Consider the following 17,138-nt stretch of genomic DNA (forward strand, 5'->3'; position numbering starts at 1 on the left):
GCCAATAAAAAACCGCTTTATCACTAAAGCGGTTTTTTACTGTATAGGTTCAAAACAATAGATTAATCTTCGTTTTGACGGTCCATGTTTTCAGTGTTCTCAAGCCATAATGCATTGATGATACCGAATGAACAAGCCAGTAATACCCCTAAAATCCACGCAAAATACCACATAGATGTTGCTCCTTAATTTAGTAAAGTGAGGTTTTATTGTTTTCAATAAACTCACGATTTAAACGACCGAACATCTTGTAATAAGTCCAAGCAGTATAAGACAGTATCGTTGGAACGAAAATAGCTGCAACAAAAGTCATTACTGTTAAGGTCATTTCACTCGCCGTTGCATCCCACATAGTTAAGCTCACATTAGGCTCTAATGATGATGGCATTAAGAATGGGAACATCGCAGTACCGCAAGTAAAGATAACGCAAGCAACAGCAAGCGAACTGAACAAGAAGGCAAAACCACTACGATTAAAGCGACTGGCTAAAACAACCAATACAGGCAATATTAAGCCCAAAATTGGGAATAACATTGTCACAGGGTATTTGTCGTAATTGGTTAACCAGGCACCCGCTTCAACAGCAACTGTTTTAGTAGTTGGGTTTGATGGGCCTGCTAAGTCCAGTGTTGATGTAACCACATAGCCATCAATGCCATTGACTAACCAGACACCTGCTGCACCAAATAGTACAAACAACAAGCTCGCACAAATTTGTGATGCTTTAACACTGCGTACACGTAGTTCGCCTTCGGTTTTCATTTGTAACCAAGACGCACCTTGCATCATAAACATGCTGACACTGACAAGACCGGCTAATAGCCCAAAAGGATTTAAAAGACCGAAAAAGCCACCGTGGTAAGTTGCACGTAGATATTCGTCAAAGTTAAATGGTACGCCTTGCAACAAGTTACCAAATGCCACACCAATGATCAGTGGTGGTACGAAACCGCCGACAAACAAAGCCCAATCCCACGACTTACGCCATTTGGGATCTTCAATTTTTGAACGATAATCAAAGCCAACTGGACGCATATATAACGCGAATAACACCAACATCATCGCCACATAAAAGCCAGAGAATGATACCGCGTAAACCATAGGCCAAGCAGCAAATAAGGCACCACCCGCGGTGATAAGCCAAACTTGGTTGCCGTCCCAGTGAGGAGCAATGGTATTGATCATAATACGGCGCTCGGTGTCGTCTTTACCAATAATCGGTAATAAAGCACCTACGCCCATGTCAAAACCATCAGCCACAGCAAAACCGACTAATATTACACCGATTAATACCCACCAGATAAATCTTAATACTTCGTAATCTAACATAATCAAGTCCTCCGATTAGGCGTCTAGGTTTTCAAAGTGATAACGACCAGTCTTTAAGCTACTAGGGCCAAGACGAGCGAACTTGAACATTAAGAAAGCCTCTATCACCAGTAGGATGGTATAGAACACCGTAATCGAAATAATACTGAACCATAAATCCGCAGGGGTTAAACTCGATGCCGACATAAAGGTGGGTAATACTTCTGAGATGGTCCAAGGTTGACGGCCAAACTCTGACACAAACCAACCACATTCAATGGCAACCCAAGGAAGAGGTAAGCTGTAAAGTGCTGCACGTAAAACCCATTTTTTCTCAGCAATTTTATGACGTGTGCTTTGCCAAAATGCTGCGGCAAACACTAGTAGCATTATCACACCGGCACCAACCATAATACGGAAAGTCCAGAACATAGGCGCTACGGTAGGAATAGAATCATATGATGCTGCAATAATTTGCTCTTCTGTTGCATCAACCACTTTATCGGTATAACGCTTAAGTAAGAAGCCATAACCTAAGTCATCTTTAGTCGCTTCAAATTGTGCTCTAACCTCTGGTGTTTCATCACCTGCACGCAATTTTTCAAGCAGTGCATATGCCACCATACCGTTACGAATACGCACTTCATGCTCTTTAATAAGATCTTTAAGGCCTGTCACCTCTTCATCTAAAGAACGTGTAGCAATAATACCCATTACATATGGAATTTTAACGGCGTAATCTGTGTGCATGGTTTCTTGATTAGGAAAACCGACAGCGGTAAACGCTGCAGGAGCAGGCTCAGTGTGCCATTCAGCTTCAATTGCCGCTAATTTTACGCGTTGAACTTCGCCGACTTCATAGCCAGATTCATCACCCAGAACAATAACCGATAAGATTGACGCTAAACCGAAACTTGCAGCAACGGCAAATGAGCGACGAGCAAACGGTAGGTCACGACCTTTAAGGATGTAGTAAGCACTGATAGACAGGACAAACATTGCACCAGCAACATAGCCAGAGGCTACGGTATGAACAAACTTGACCTGCGCAACAGGGTTAAACACTAATGCGGCAAAGTCAGTCATTTCCATACGCATGGTTTCATAATTAAACACAGAACCCACTGGGTTTTGCATCCAACCATTTGCAATCAAAATCCATAATGCTGACATGTTAGAGCCAATGGCCACTAACCAGGTTACCGCAAGATGTTGACGTTTGCTAAAACGATCCCAACCAAAGAAGAACATACCCACTAAGGTAGACTCTAGGAAGAAGGCCATTAACGCTTCAATCGCCAGAGGCGCACCGAAAATGTCACCTACATAATGAGAATAGTATGACCAGTTAGTACCAAACTGGAATTCCATAGCTAAACCCGTAGCAACACCTAAGGCAAAGTTAATCCCGAAAAGCTTACCCCAAAATTTCGTCATATCTTTATATATCTGATTATTTGTCATCACATACAGTGATTCCATAATCGCCAGAATAAAGGCAAGACCTAGGGTAAGTGGAACAAATAAAAAGTGGTACATGGCTGTCAACGCAAATTGAAAACGCGATAGCTCAACAACCTCTTCGATAATCATTGGCGACTCCTTACTTCATTCAGTTCGACCAAATGCGATACGGCAATGGCACATTGCCACAGTGATGATGTTATACCTGAAAACATTATTTTAAAGTTAATAATGTTAATGCGTTTATTAATGAAAATAGACGAATCAAACCATTAGCTTAGATTTTCAAGCCCAATCCTAAACGTTCTATATCTTACGGCATACAAGCGGGTGAGATCAGATTTTTTAATCAAATTTGTGACAAACATTAGATTTTTTGCATGATTGCAATTTAAACTTTAAATAACAATCACTTACAAGAAACCAAAGTGTGTCGAAAACCATAAAATAATCATTTTTGTGACATAAGCCCGAGCAAGTTTTATTATAAAGTCTTGTAGCGCTAGCAAATTGCTCATTTCATCCTCGCTTGAGGTATTGACAATATCAACCCAATTGCTAGGCGCAAGCATTTAAAATACATAAAATGCTTATAAATACTTTATTGATTAATATTGTTAACGAATACATAACCCTTTAGTAAAGTACTAATAACAGATTAGTAAATCTTAATACTCAATAATAATGACATTAAAAATTACCATTACAACTCAGTTAAATAGCCATATTTTAAATCTGACTCCTAGAAAAAATTACAATAAGCATTATTAAAACTAATTCCAAATGTCATTTTTTCTCATTTGAGCTTTGTAAATGTTGATCGTATAATTTATATACAACATTCTCCGTGGTATTTGCCACCTTAGTCTAGATCTACCTTCCCCTTTGATTTGAGATATCGTATGACACTGTTATTTGAAAATATTGTAAACTTATATAAACACGCCTTTTCTGAAATGTTTACCCCGAAAGAGGATAAATAACTGGCGTTAGAATAATACCAATAAGCGGCATTATCAGTATTTTACTGCTCAAAATATGCCATAAAAAAAGCGACTCAATTGAGTCGCTTTTTTTATTCACTAAACATGCTTAGCCAATCTTAACCCGAGCATTACGGAACATGCGCATCCATGGGCTGTCTTCGCCCCAACCATCTGGATGCCATGAGTTAGCAACCGTTCTGAACACGCGCTCAGGGTGTGGCATCATAATGGTAACACGACCGTCAGTAGTACAAATACCGGTTAAACCATTTGGCGAACCATTAGGGTTTTCTGGGTATTGCGTTGCAATCTGGCCGTGACCATCAACATAACGCAGTGCAATCGTCCCCGAAGCTTCAGCACTAGCAAGTGCTTGAGCACTTGCAAACTCTGCTAAACCTTCACCGTGTGATACTGCGATTGGCATACGCGAACCGGCCATACCGTCAAAGAATGCCGATGGTGATTGCTGTACTTCAACCAAGCTAAAACGAGCTTCAAAACGCTCAGAGCGGTTGCGCACAAAGTGTGGCCAATGCTCACTGCCAGGAATGATTTCTTTTAAGTTAGATAACATCTGACAACCATTACACACACCTAGCGCAATGCTTGAGTCACGCTCAAAGAAGCGGCTAAATTCATCACGGGCACGGCTGTTAAATAAAATCGATTTAGCCCAACCTTCACCAGCGCCGAGTACGTCACCATAAGAGAAACCGCCACAAGCCACTAGGCCCTGGAACTCCTCTAAGCTAATACGACCTGATAAAATATCAGACATATGCACGTCGCGGCTTTCAAAACCTGCGCGGTCAAATGCGGCAGCCATTTCAATGTGCGAGTTAACACCCTGCTCACGTAAAATAGCCATTTTAGGCGCTGCGCCTTTTAAAATATAAGGTGCAGCAACATCTTCGCTCGGATTAAAGCCTAATTTAACGGTTAAGCCTGGTGCATCTGCTTGCTGTTTAAGCTCAAACTCTTGCTTAGCACATTCAGGATTATCACGCAGGGCTTGCATGCGGTAGGTAGTTTCAGACCACAAAGTGCGTAATGCGGTGCGGCTATCGGCAAAGATAACGCGCTCGCCATCAGTAATACTGATCTTATCAGCTTTTTCCAGGCCACCAATATGATGGCAGCTCACGCCTTTGGCTTCAAACTGCGCAGCAATGTCGGTTGCTTGCTCTGCACTCACTTGAATAACTGCGCCTAATTCTTCGTTAAATAAACGCTCTAAATCAGTGCCGTTTAAGCCTGCTAAATCGATGCTTAACCCTGTGTTACCGGCAAATGCCATTTCAACTAGGGTGGTAAATAATCCACCGTCGCTGCGATCGTGATAAGCAATGACGGCCTGGTCTGAAACCAATTTTTGCATCACTTCAAAGAAGCCTGCAAGGTTAGCAGTGTGGTCCAGTGTCGGCGCAATATCGCCAAGCTCACTGTACACCTGTGCTAAACATGAGCCACCTAAACGATTTTGGCCATTGCTCAAATCAAGCATTAGCAATGCGCTGTCGCCTTTATCAGAGCGCAGCTCTGGGGTGACGGTTTTGCGAATATCTTGCACAACACCAAAGGCGGTAATCACTAACGACATAGGCGACGTTACGGTTTTATTTTCGCCGTTATCTTCCCATGCGGTTTTCATCGACATTGAGTCTTTACCGACAGGAATGGTAATACCCAGCGCTGGGCATAAGTCTTCACCGATGGCTTTAACCGCTTCGTAAAGGCCGGCATCTTCACCTGGGTGACCCGCTGGTGACATCCAGTTAGCTGATAGTTTAATCCGTTTGAACGAGCCAATATCAGTACCGGCAATGTTCATAATCGACTCAGCAACGGCCATACGCGCAGAAGCATCAAAATCGAGTAACGCTAACGGAGTGCGCTCGCCCATCGACATGGCTTCCCCGGTGTAGCTGTCATAACTTGACGCGGTTACCGCGCAGTCAGCAACAGGCACCTGCCAGGGACCGACCATTTGATCGCGATTCACTAAGCCAGTGACAGAGCGGTCACCAATGGTGATTAAGAACGTTTTGTCGGCAACCGTTGGTAGGGTTAACACACGCTTAACGGCTTCGGTTAACTCAATCTTAGTTTGATCTAATGCCGGAGATACAGCTTTAGCCGTTACCACATCGCGGCTCATTTTAGGCGCTTTACCTAATAACACTTCAAGCGGTAAATCAATGGGTTTGTTATTAAAGTGACTGTCTGCAAGGGTTAAATTCATCTCTTCTGTGGCTTCGCCCACAACCGCAAACGGAGCACGTTCGCGAGCACAAATATCAGCAAACTGTTGTAAATTCTCAGGCGCGACAGATAACACATAACGCTCTTGCGATTCGTTACACCAAATCTCAAGTGGGCTCATGCCTGGCTCATCAGAGGGCACGTTACGTAAATTAAATACGCCGCCACGATTACCGTCGTTAACCAATTCAGGGAAAGCATTAGATAAACCGCCCGCTCCCACGTCGTGAATAAACTGAATAGGGTTGGTGTCGCCCAATTGCCAACAACGGTCAATCACTTCTTGGCAACGACGCTCCATTTCAGGGTTTTCACGTTGTACAGATGCAAAGTCTAAATCTTCACTTGATTGACCAGATGCCATCGAAGAGGCAGCGCCGCCACCTAAACCTATATTCATTGCTGGGCCACCTAGCACGATCAACTTTGCGCCGACGGTGATTTCACCTTTTTGCACGTGTTCTTCACGGATATTACCTAAACCACCGGCAATCATAATCGGCTTGTGGTAACCACGTACTTCAACGCCGTTATGGCTTGACACTTCTTGCTCGTAGGTACGGAAATAACCGGTTAACGCCGGACGACCAAATTCGTTATTAAATGCAGCGCCGCCTAATGGGCCTTCGAGCATGATTTCTAACGGGGTCACGATACGGTCAGGTTTGCCGTAATTGCCTTCCCAGGGTTGAACAAAACCAGGGATTTTAAGGTTAGACACGGTAAAGCCATTTAAACCGGCTTTGGGTTTAGAACCTCGACCCGTTGCACCTTCGTCACGAATTTCGCCACCAGACCCCGTAGCGGCACCGGGGTATGGGCTAATTGCGGTTGGGTGATTGTGGGTTTCTACCTTCATCAATATGTGCATCGGTTCGGTGTGGTAGTTGTATACACCGTCTGGATCGGGGAAGAAACGACCAGCAACAGAACCTGTCATTACTGCAGCGTTATCTTTATAAGCAGATAACACGTTATCAGGGGTCACTTCAAAGGTGTTCTTGATCATTTTAAACAATGATTTCGGCTGTACTTCGCCGTCAATTGTCCAATCGGCATTGAAAATTTTATGACGGCAATGCTCTGAGTTAGCCTGAGCAAACATCATTAATTCAATGTCGTTTGGATTGCGCTTTAAGCGGACAAAGTTTTCGACTAGGTAGTCAATTTCATCATCGGCTAACGCTAAGCCTAACTTCACGTTAGCCACTTCAAGTGCGCGGCGACCTTCGGCTAAAATATTGACGCTGTTAAATTTAGCAGGCTCAGTGCGGGCAAACAGCACTTGGGCGTCATCAAAGCTTGGTAACATCACTTCAACCATGCGGTCATGTAATAAACCTTGTAATTGCTTTTGCTGCTCGGCCGTTAATGTGGCTGACTCAACATAATAAGCAATACCACGCTCTAAACGCTTAACTTTATCTAGGCCACAGTTATGGGCAATATCGGTCGCTTTAGATGACCAAGGAGAAATAGTGCCAGGACGCGGCGTAACAAACAATAACGATCCCTCTGGCGCATGTGACTCAATGGCAGGGCCGTAGGTAAGAATGGTTTCTAGTTGTAGACGTTCATTATCATCGAGTTGTTCAGTCAGATCGGCTAAATGCACATATTCGGCATAAATTTGCGATACTGGAAGCGATGCGTTTTCGCAAGCCTCCATGAGTTTTTGAACTCTAAATGCAGATAGTGCAGGGGCTCCGCGAATGATTTCCATCACGTCTATTCACCTTATAATTTATATAGGAGGGTCAGAATTGGCGCTATTATAGGGAATTGCACCATACAAATCACGCTCGAGCACGGGTGAAAACAGTGTTTCCTGATAGGGAAAATATCCCTGACGATGAATGCTACAGTGAATAGTATGACAACTTTACATCTGAACAATAACAGTACATTTTATGGTGTTTTTTTGTACAAGCCTAGGCGTTTTGCAAAACACCTGATAAAGTATGCGAAAAATAACGCCTACTCCTACATATTTAAAGGCTATTCGACAGTATTAAACTCGTTTTTCTCGTATTACTCTCGTGAACATTAACGATACAACTTAAGATAACCAGTTAATAAATATGATCAAAACCTTATTCATTATTCTACTTTGTGCCATTTTAAGCGCCTGTCAGCCAGTTGATATTCAACAGGTCGATATTGCTGCGCCTGCACAAAAGCGCAGTGTTTTGAAAGTTGGCACCTTGTATGGACCGCAGATTTACCTTAATTCTGAATTAGGTGAAACCGGTTTTGACTTTGAAATGGCGCAGCGTTTTGCTGACTATTTATCGTTGCCATTAGAAATGCTCCCTTACACCGATCGCAAAGCCTTATTTAAAGCATTAAAAGATAACGATATCGACATTATTGCGGCAGGTATTGCTAAAACCCCCAATCGCAGCCAGCAATTTAAACTTGGGCCTACTTTATATAAAGTCAATCAAGTCTTAGTGTACAAAGAAGGCACACCTGAGCCTAAAGACATTGGTACCTTGTCGGGTGAAATCACCGTGATGGCTAATTCTTCATCGGTAAATACTCTGACTCAATTGCAAAAAGATTATCCTGAATTGATGTGGAACCAGGTCAGCGATAAAGATAATGAAGAGCTATTTGCCCTGATCGCCAAAGGTGAATTGAATTACACAATTTCAGACTCAAACAGTCTGCTGATCAATCAGCGTTTTTTACCCGAATTACGCGCAGGGATGATTTTAGAAGAAAAAGTGGAAGTGGTTTGGTTATTGCCGCCAAAAGAAAGTGACCGCCTAATGAGCCAACTATTGGCTTTTTGGCATAAAGAAAAACGCGCTGGCACGCTTGAACACTTAAACGAAAAATACTTTGGCCATGTCAAACGTTTTGATTATGTCGATACCCGCGCCTTTATCCGTGCTATTGACAATATTTTGCCAGAATATCGCGGCATGTTTGAAGAGTACGCTGGCGAACTAGATTGGCGTAAGCTCGCGGCTGCGAGTTATCAAGAGTCACACTGGAACCCAACAGCCCGCTCCCCTACCGGTGTGCGCGGCATGATGATGTTGACTCGCCCTACAGCCACTTATGTGGGGGTGGATAACCGTTTAGATGCTGAACAAAGTATCCGTGGCGGAGCATTTTATTTAAAAGATATGTTAGACCGCTTGCCAGAATCTATTGCCGACTCACAGCGGGTATGGTTTGCGTTGGCTGCATACAATATTGGTTTGGGCCATGTTGAAGATGCGCGCCGCTTAACCGAATCAATGGGCATGGACCCTAGCGCTTGGCGCGACGTGAAAAAAGTATTGCCGCTATTACAACAATCAAAATACTATAAACAAACCCGATATGGTTATGCGCGCGGCAGTGAAGCCGTACACTATGTTGACAGTATTCGTCGTTATTACGACACCTTAGTCTGGGTAGATAACCAAACTAAACAAATGGAAATGATTGAAGAAAACGACAGCATTGAAGTGATTGCTGAAGAAGCACCAATAAATACCAATGTGTCTGCCCAGCAACCTTAATGCCTGTTGATCTTTCTTAATAAACCATTGCATTGTCGGTTTTGAAAAAATATTATGACGGTTATACGATGAGCTATTGCTTATCGTTACACTATTTCACACTGCAATAATGATTGAGGTATGGGTATGAGAAGAAGAATAATGAGCAACATGGTGTCACGCCGCCGTGTGATGCTTAAGGTGCAAAAAAACCGCATTCAAAATCGTCAACGCGCTCATTTTTTACTTGTTCAAACAGAAACTTAATTTAAGTCTTACCACTCATTACACGCTATTGAGTCCCAGCTAAGCGAATGCTAATCTGCGAGTACTCATTAAAAAGTCTTTAATCAGTTTGCTGTTTTGCTAACTGTTTAAGGGCTTTTTTTTCAGCTCGTCTACGCTTAAAAAAAGCACTTAGCTGCGCCGCGCATTCATCGGCTAACACCCCTGCACTCAACGCTAACTGGTGATTAAACGCCGGGTGTTGTAATAAATTAATCACGCTACCCGCAGCACCAGTTTTTAAATCCTCGGCGCCATAAACCACTCGCTCAATACGGCTATGCACCATTGCGCCCGCGCACATTGAACACGGCTCTAACGTCACATACAAGGTTGTGTCCAGCATTCGATAGTTTTCGAGCACTTTACCGGCTTGGCGAATGCATTCCATTTCTGCATGAGCGGTAGGATCGTGATTTAAAATGCTTAAATTAAATCCGCTGGCTATCATCACATCATCTTTTACCAATACCGCCCCGACCGGGACTTCACCTTTTAGCTCCGCTTGCTCAGCAAGCTGCATCGCTACCCGCATCCATTTTTCATCAATGGCTAACTGGGCACGATCTATTTCGGTATTTTTGATGTCATTATCAACATTGGAATGTAACCAAGGGTCGCTTGGGCGTTCTGCCTTTGGAGTATCTGTCACACTATTAACCTAGATAAAGTTTATGCTGTCTATTCTACCAAATAAAAAAGACGCCGCAGCGTCTTTTTTGTAGCACCGAGGGTTAACCCGCTTGGATTATTCCCATTCAATCGTTGCCGGTGGCTTACCTGAAATATCGTAAACCACACGAGAAATACCATCGATTTCATTAATAATGCGGTTCGATACACGACCCAAAAAGTCGTACGGTAAGTGCGCCCAATGTGCGGTCATAAAGTCAATAGTTTCTACCGCGCGTAGCGACACAACCCAATCATATTTACGACCATCGCCCATAACACCCACTGAACGCACCGGTAAAAATACCGTAAATGCTTGGCTGACTTTGTTGTATAAGTCTGCATTATGCAATTCTTCAATGAAGATAGCATCAGCACGGCGTAACAAGTCACAGTATTCTTTTTTCACTTCGCCAAGAACGCGTACACCAAGACCAGGCCCTGGGAACGGATGACGATAAAGCATGTTGTAAGGTAGGCCAAGTTCTAAACCAATTTTACGCACTTCATCTTTAAATAACTCACGTAACGGCTCAACTAATCCTAACTCCATATCGTCAGGCAAACCGCCCACGTTATGGTGCGACTTAATCACATGCGCTTTACCGGTTGCACTGCCTGCAGACTCAATCACATCTGGGTAAATAGTGCCTTGAGCTAACCATTTAGCATTAACGCATTTTTTAGATTCTTCATCGAAGATTTCAACAAACACGCGACCAATGATTTTACGTTTGGCTTCTGGCTCAGCTTCGCCTGCCATCGCATCTAAGAAACGGCTTTCAGCATCAACATGAACAATGTTCAGTCCAAAATGATCGCCAAACATTTCTAATACTTGGTCAGCTTCGTTTAAACGCAATAAGCCATTATCAACAAACACACAAGTTAACTTGTCGCCAATGGCGCGGTGTAGCAGCATGGCCACAACTGATGAGTCTACGCCACCAGAGAGGCCTAAAATCACTTCATCATCGCCAATTTGTTGCTTTAAGCGCTCAATGGCATCTTCGATAATTGATGAGGGTTTCCAATTTGCTTCACAGCCACAAATGTCTAACGCAAAATGCTCAAGCATGCGTTGACCTTGACGAGTGTGGGTCACTTCTGGGTGAAATTGTACGCCGTAAAAGCGTTTTTCTTCGTTGGCCATTACCGCAAAAGGACACGTTGCGGTTTTAGCAACAGTCACAAAGCCTTCTGGGATCACCGAGACTTTATCACCGTGGCTCATCCATACGTCAAGTAATGGCTTACCGTCTGCACTTACGGCATCTTCAATGCTTTTGAACAATGCTGATGTGGTTTGCAGTTCGATTTGAGCATAACCAAACTCGCCCTCGCCTACGCCTTGAATCACTTTACCGCCAAGCTGCTCAGACATGGTTTGCATGCCATAACAAATGCCCAAAACGGGGACGCCTGCAGTAAATACATATTCTGGTGCGCGCGGAGATTGGTCTGCAGTAACGCTTTCAGGGCCACCCGCTAAAATAATGCCGTTTGGAGCGAACTCACGAATTTGTGCTTCGCTTACATCCCACGCCCATAACTCACAATACACACCAATTTCACGAATACGACGGGCAATAAGTTGGGTGTACTGAGAACCAAAATCGAGGATCAAAATCTTATGATCATGAATATTAATCATGGGTAACCTTTACAAATTGATTAAATGCCATGGCCAACACATAGGCCACAATGCGATTAACAAAAGGGCGACAAACGTCGCCCTCACATAAATTATGAACCTGAACGGTAATTTGGAGCTTCTTTAGTAATGGTCACATCGTGAACATGTGATTCACCCATACCGGCAGAAGTGACTTTTACAAATTGTGCTTTTTCATTTAAATCTTTAATGGTGGCACAACCAGTTAAGCCCATGCATGAACGTAAACCGCCCATGTGCTGGTGAATAATCTCTTTAATCTTACCTTTATATGGTACGCGGCCTTCAATACCTTCTGGTACTAATTTGTCAGCGGCGTTATCACTTTGGAAATAACGATCTGATGAGCCTTGGGTTTGACCCATTGCACCTAGTGACCCCATACCACGGTATGACTTATAAGCACGGCCTTGGTAAAGCTCCGTCTCACCAGGCGCTTCGTCAGTACCGGCAAACATAGAACCAGCCATGATGCATGATGCACCTGCCGCTAATGCTTTCGCTAAATCACCAGAGAAACGAATACCGCCATCAGCAATCACAGGAATACCAAGCGCAAGCACGGCTTCAGCAGCATCAGAAACCGCAGTAATTTGCGGCACACCTACACCAGTCACAATACGCGTTGTACAAATTGAACCAGGGCCAATACCCACTTTAACCGCGTTAACACCTGCTTCGACTAACGCTAATGCGCCAGAAGCTGTGGCAACGTTACCGCCAACAATTTGTAACTCAGGATATTTAGCGCGAGTATCACGAATGCGTTGTAATACGCCTTCAGAGTGGCCGTGAGATGAGTCAATTAGCAGCACGTCTACGCCTGCTTTAACAAGTGCATCAATACGCTCTTCATTACCTGCACCAGCACCTACCGCAGCACCTACACGTAAACGACCTAACTCGTCTTTACATGCGTTTGGCTTACGTTCAGCTTTTTCGAAGTCTTTTACGGTAATTAAGCCTTTAAGCTTAAAGTTGTCATTGACCACCAACACTTTTTCAATGCGGTGTGAATGCATTAACTTTTGCACTTCGTCTAACTTGGTACCTTCTGGTACTGTCACTAAACGGTCTTTTGGCGTCATCATGTCAGCAACCGTTTTGCTCCAATCGGTAACAAAACGCACGTCACGGCCGGTAATAATACCCACAAGTTCGTGTGCATCATTTACCACTGGGTAGCCGGCAAAACCATTACGTTCAGTTAAAATACGTAAATCAGTTAAGCTAGTCGTCGGGGTTACGGTAACAGGATCTTGAACGATACCCGCTTCGTAGCTTTTAACTTTACGCACTTCTTCGGCTTGTTGCTCAATGCTCATGTTTTTATGAATAAACCCTAAACCACCTTCTTGCGCGATTGCAATTGCAAGACGAGATTCAGTCACTGTGTCCATAGCGGCAGACACAAGTGGAATATTCAATTCGATTTTATTCGTTAAACGAGTTTTGAGAACTGCGGTATTAGGGAGTACGGTCGAGTGGGCAGGAACCAACAACACATCATCAAAGGTTAGTGCATCTTTCAGTAAACGTAGCATGGCAACATCTCCCTAGTAAGTAGGATTTGAGGTGAAATATTGCGGCGAGATTATACCTTGCATATTACAGTTGGTAAATGGAAAATAGATTTTTATTACCTTTAGAATGAGAACACTCATGAGTGCCACAAAAAACAATGTTTACACTGTTTCGCAATTAAACGGCGAAGTCAGGCATATTCTTGAAGGTCAAATAGGTAAAATTTGGTTAAATGGCGAAATTTCAAACATTTCCTCACCCAGTTCTGGCCATTGGTATCTCACGTTAAAAGACAGCCGATCGCAAATCCGTTGTGCCATGTTTAAGGGCCGTAATCAATCGGTACGCTTTAAACCCATTAATGGTCAACAAGTGTTAGTTAAAGGCGCCATCAGCGTTTACGAGCCTCGTGGCGACTATCAATTACTATTAGAGTCAATGCTACCTGCTGGCGACGGTTTGTTAGCGCAAGAATTTGAAGCGTTAAAGCTCAGATTAGCCGCTGAAGGCTTATTTACCACAGAAACAAAGCGCCCTATTCCCCAAAATATTCAACGCATAGGAGTGATTACTTCGGCAACAGGCGCTGCACTTCGAGACATATTGCACGTATTAGCCAGGCGGGACCCATCAATTGAAGTCATTGTTTATCCAACCCAAGTACAAGGTGCAGCGGCGAGCCAGTTAATTTGCCAGGCCATTGCTAAAGCAAACCAGCGCCTTGAAGTAGATGTATTACTGCTAACCCGAGGTGGCGGCTCGTTGGAAGACTTATGGTGTTTTAATAGCGAGCACCTAGCTCATGCCATTTACAACAGTGCTTTGCCAGTAATTAGTGCTGTTGGCCACGAAATTGATACTACCATCAGCGACTATGTTGCCGACGTTCGCGCCCCTACTCCATCAGCAGGTGCTGAGCTATTGTCTAAAGACAAAGGCAATAAAGCGGAAAAGCTTATTTTGCTGTTATCGCGCTTACAGCAAGGGATGAAGCATTATCAATTACAGCAAAGCGGACGCTTAAGTCAGTTAAGCCACCAGCTTCAGCGCCATGAGCCACAGCGTAAACTGCAACAATTTGAACAACGTTTTGATGAGATGCAAATGCGCTTAGAAAATGCCTTACAGCATAAATTGAGCCGCTTAACCTTACGCCACCAGCAATTACATAACCGCTTACAACAACGTTCACCGGCCAGCACCTTAACATTAGAAAAGCAGCGCCTACAGTATTTAACCGCGCGGTTTAACGACGCCAGCAGCGACTACTTTAAGCAGGCAGCTGAACGCGTTGCCCAAGCATCCCACAAGCTTGATACGGTTAGCCCTTTGGCCACATTGAGCCGCGGCTATTCAATCACTAGCACCAATAAACACGTTATAGAAAATGCTCAGCAGTTAACGCTAGGAGATGAAATTCATACCCGCTTAAAACAAGGTGAAGTGACCTCTACCGTGACTAAAGTATCGAGTAACTAACACAAATCTCGAGACCCTAGATACACAAAAGCCATCTTGCGATGGCTTTTTATTTAAGTAGTAAAACGATTAAAATGTGGTACTTAACCTGAGTTTTGGTTACTTACCGATAGGTGTTAATACAATTTCAACACGACGATTTTGTGCACGGCCATCGGCTGTATTGTTATTTGCTATCGGGTTTGACTCGCCCATGCCGGTTGATGACACGCGTGAACCATTTACGTTTTGGCTAGTGATGTATTGTGCCACTTCACTGGCTCGGACTTGCGATAAACGTAGATTGTATGACTCTGACCCCGAACTGTCGGTATAACCAATCACGTTTAAGCGGGTGTCGCTATATTCTTTGGCCACTAACACGACGCTGTTTAAGACTGATTTAGCGCGTTGGCTTAACACGGTTTGGTCAACGGCAAACGTCACTTCGTTTGGCATGTTAAGGATGATGTTATCACCATCACGAGTCACGCTGACGCCAGTAGACTGTAACTGCTTACGCAATTTCGCTTCTTGCACATCCATGTAGTAACCAATACCACCGCCAACAGCTGCACCCGATGCTGCGCCAATTAATGCACCTTTACCGCGATCTTTTTTGCTCGATGAGGCCACACCAATTGCTGCACCGCCAATAGCACCAATAATGGCACCATTCGTTGCTTTGGCATTTTCAGACTCGCCAGTATACGGGTTAGGTAATTGGCAACCTGACAACAACAGAGCAGCCCCTAATAAACAACCGCATAATAACGATGAATTAAATTTTACTAACATACACTCTCCTAAATACTTATTTTAAAAAAGTAAGTAAAAAACTGAGGACTTCAAAAAAAACGTGATTCTACTCTAGATGAGTCTGATGTTTACGTTATTTTTTGTTCATCAAACGACGGCGCCATGCCAATGCACCAAATAAGCTAACCGTTAACCAGGACAGTGCGCCGCCATGTACTTCTTCCACATAGACTTCTTCAACATATACGGTATCTCTATCGCCACTTTCGAGCGGCAATGCATACAATGAATCGACATCATCACTGCTGATGGTGGCAACAGGGTCAGCATAACCTAGCTCATATAGGTCAACTAACACATCGTAGTGATCGGTTTGATAACCGTTAGTTAACGTGGTTAATACTTCATAATCATCAAAGCTTGAATCAGCATTTAGCGTGAATACGTCGGTCGAGTAATAATGGATCCACGGACCACCGTTTTGGCTTAAATATAACTCAGCAAATACATCTGCTTGCACGTCGCCGCCACTGCTGTTGATGTCAGCATCAAAGGTCACACTAAAGGTTTGATAAAACCCGTCATAATCGAAATCTTCAAATAAACGCGTTTGAGCATCATAAAATGAAAAGTCGTAATAAATGACCTGATTTTGCTGAGCTAATGCCCGTAACTTTTGGTTTGCTTGAGTAGCGGCCGCTTTTTGATGAAGCGCCATACGTTGTTCGCGCGTCACTTTTGAGTGGGTAGCAGTAGCGCTTAATAACGTAGCTTGTTGATGCAATGCTGCCACTTGGGTTTCATTGTCGGCGCTCGCAGGCGCATCCAATAATCTTGCCTGGCTTACCGCGCCATTGACCTGGCTCGCACTGACCTGAATCGCAGTTGCTTCTTCACTGTTGGCGTTAGCAGAGCTAAACCCCAAGGCACATGCAACACCCAAGCTTAATCCTAATTTAACGGTGTTAAATGATGTTATTTTGCTGATTTTATTTGAATATGGGTTCATGGTGATTCCTCACAACCTTAAATGTTGGGTTCATTAAAACCCACTCAAAATGAACACAAGCTGAACATTACCACCTAGTTAACCCCTTTTGATTATTCAACCAACATGTTGTGATTGTCATTCAGTTAATGTTCATCTGTAGACAGGTATACTTACCCTGCAACTCATTTTGAATCGACTCCCATACAATTATTTAAGTAGATGTTTCTATATAGAAAAGGATCTTTTACACTAA

General features: G+C 43.6%; 11 protein-coding genes. 2 read left to right on the top strand and 9 right to left on the bottom strand.

Annotated elements, in window-relative coordinates; genetic code table 11:
* Window positions 1–62 precede the first annotated feature (62 nt).
* The 4 genes from cydX to purL form a co-directional block, all read right to left on the bottom strand.
* On the bottom strand, window positions 63–173 hold the full coding sequence (gene cydX, locus IEY42_RS01835) for a cytochrome bd-I oxidase subunit CydX (protein WP_188917829.1): 111 nt from the start codon (window positions 171–173) through the stop codon (window positions 63–65).
* Between the two features lie 17 nt (window positions 174–190).
* Window positions 191–1,330 carry a cytochrome d ubiquinol oxidase subunit II gene (gene cydB / locus IEY42_RS01840; protein ID WP_188923668.1) on the bottom strand — a complete coding sequence of 380 codons (1,140 nt, stop codon included), beginning with the start codon at window positions 1,328–1,330 and terminating at the stop codon, window positions 191–193.
* A gap of 15 nt (window positions 1,331–1,345) precedes the next feature.
* Window positions 1,346–2,902 (bottom strand): cytochrome ubiquinol oxidase subunit I, encoded by a 1,557-nt coding sequence (locus IEY42_RS01845; RefSeq protein ID WP_188923669.1) that lies wholly within the window; start codon window positions 2,900–2,902, stop codon window positions 1,346–1,348.
* A 963-nt stretch (window positions 2,903–3,865) separates the two neighbouring features.
* The gene (gene purL, locus IEY42_RS01850; RefSeq protein ID WP_188923670.1) at window positions 3,866–7,747 is read right to left on the bottom strand and encodes a phosphoribosylformylglycinamidine synthase; all 3,882 of its coding nucleotides are present in this window, start codon (window positions 7,745–7,747) and stop codon (window positions 3,866–3,868) included.
* A gap of 358 nt (window positions 7,748–8,105) precedes the next feature.
* Here purL and mltF point away from each other — a divergent pair, with 358 nt between their 5' ends.
* Window positions 8,106–9,542 (top strand): membrane-bound lytic murein transglycosylase MltF, encoded by a 1,437-nt coding sequence (gene mltF / locus IEY42_RS01855; protein WP_188923671.1) that lies wholly within the window; start codon window positions 8,106–8,108, stop codon window positions 9,540–9,542.
* Between the two features lie 325 nt (window positions 9,543–9,867).
* Here the strand turns inward: mltF and tadA are convergent, their stop codons facing one another.
* The 3 genes from tadA to guaB all read right to left on the bottom strand — a co-directional run bounded on the left by tadA (window position 9,868) and on the right by guaB (window position 13,697).
* Complete coding sequence (gene tadA, locus IEY42_RS01860) at window positions 9,868–10,356, bottom strand: tRNA adenosine(34) deaminase TadA (RefSeq protein ID WP_373292769.1); 489 nt, start codon at window positions 10,354–10,356, stop codon at window positions 9,868–9,870.
* A gap of 198 nt (window positions 10,357–10,554) precedes the next feature.
* Complete coding sequence (gene guaA, locus IEY42_RS01865; RefSeq protein ID WP_188923672.1) at window positions 10,555–12,132, bottom strand: glutamine-hydrolyzing GMP synthase; 1,578 nt, start codon at window positions 12,130–12,132, stop codon at window positions 10,555–10,557.
* Between the two features lie 92 nt (window positions 12,133–12,224).
* Window positions 12,225–13,697, bottom strand: coding sequence for an IMP dehydrogenase (gene guaB, locus IEY42_RS01870; RefSeq protein ID WP_188917817.1), 1,473 nt, complete (start codon window positions 13,695–13,697; stop codon window positions 12,225–12,227).
* Between the two features lie 118 nt (window positions 13,698–13,815).
* Here guaB and xseA point away from each other — a divergent pair, with 118 nt between their 5' ends.
* Window positions 13,816–15,156: an exodeoxyribonuclease VII large subunit gene (gene xseA / locus IEY42_RS01875; protein ID WP_188923673.1), complete on the top strand. Its 1,341-nt coding sequence runs from the start codon at window positions 13,816–13,818 to the stop codon at window positions 15,154–15,156.
* Between the two features lie 99 nt (window positions 15,157–15,255).
* Here the strand turns inward: xseA and IEY42_RS01880 are convergent, their stop codons facing one another.
* The gene (locus IEY42_RS01880) at window positions 15,256–15,933 is read right to left on the bottom strand and encodes a YiaD family glycine zipper/OmpA-like lipoprotein (protein WP_188923674.1); all 678 of its coding nucleotides are present in this window, start codon (window positions 15,931–15,933) and stop codon (window positions 15,256–15,258) included.
* 94 nt (window positions 15,934–16,027) lie between these two features.
* Window positions 16,028–16,903 (bottom strand): choice-of-anchor H family protein, encoded by an 876-nt coding sequence (locus tag IEY42_RS01885; protein ID WP_188923675.1) that lies wholly within the window; start codon window positions 16,901–16,903, stop codon window positions 16,028–16,030.
* Window positions 16,904–17,138 lie beyond the last annotated feature (235 nt).

The sequence above is a fragment of the Shewanella algicola genome, assembly GCF_014648035.1.
Classification (GTDB): Bacteria; Pseudomonadota; Gammaproteobacteria; order Enterobacterales; family Shewanellaceae; genus Shewanella; species Shewanella algicola.

Excerpts from the sequence above, each read along its gene's own strand:
- guaA (WP_188923672.1), bottom strand. The coding sequence starts at position 12,132 with ATGATTAATATTCATGATCATAAGATTTTGATCCTCGATTTTGGTTCT.
- cydX (WP_188917829.1), bottom strand. The coding sequence starts at position 173 with ATGTGGTATTTTGCGTGGATTTTAGGGGTATTACTGGCTTGTTCATTC.
- mltF (WP_188923671.1), top strand. The coding sequence starts at position 8,106 with ATGATCAAAACCTTATTCATTATTCTACTTTGTGCCATTTTAAGCGCC.
- guaB (WP_188917817.1), bottom strand. The coding sequence starts at position 13,697 with ATGCTACGTTTACTGAAAGATGCACTAACCTTTGATGATGTGTTGTTG.
- xseA (WP_188923673.1), top strand. The coding sequence starts at position 13,816 with ATGAGTGCCACAAAAAACAATGTTTACACTGTTTCGCAATTAAACGGC.
- purL (WP_188923670.1), bottom strand. The coding sequence starts at position 7,747 with ATGGAAATCATTCGCGGAGCCCCTGCACTATCTGCATTTAGAGTTCAA.
- cydB (WP_188923668.1), bottom strand. The coding sequence starts at position 1,330 with ATGTTAGATTACGAAGTATTAAGATTTATCTGGTGGGTATTAATCGGT.
- IEY42_RS01885 (WP_188923675.1), bottom strand. The coding sequence starts at position 16,903 with ATGAACCCATATTCAAATAAAATCAGCAAAATAACATCATTTAACACC.
- IEY42_RS01880 (WP_188923674.1), bottom strand. The coding sequence starts at position 15,933 with ATGTTAGTAAAATTTAATTCATCGTTATTATGCGGTTGTTTATTAGGG.
- IEY42_RS01845 (WP_188923669.1), bottom strand. The coding sequence starts at position 2,902 with ATGATTATCGAAGAGGTTGTTGAGCTATCGCGTTTTCAATTTGCGTTG.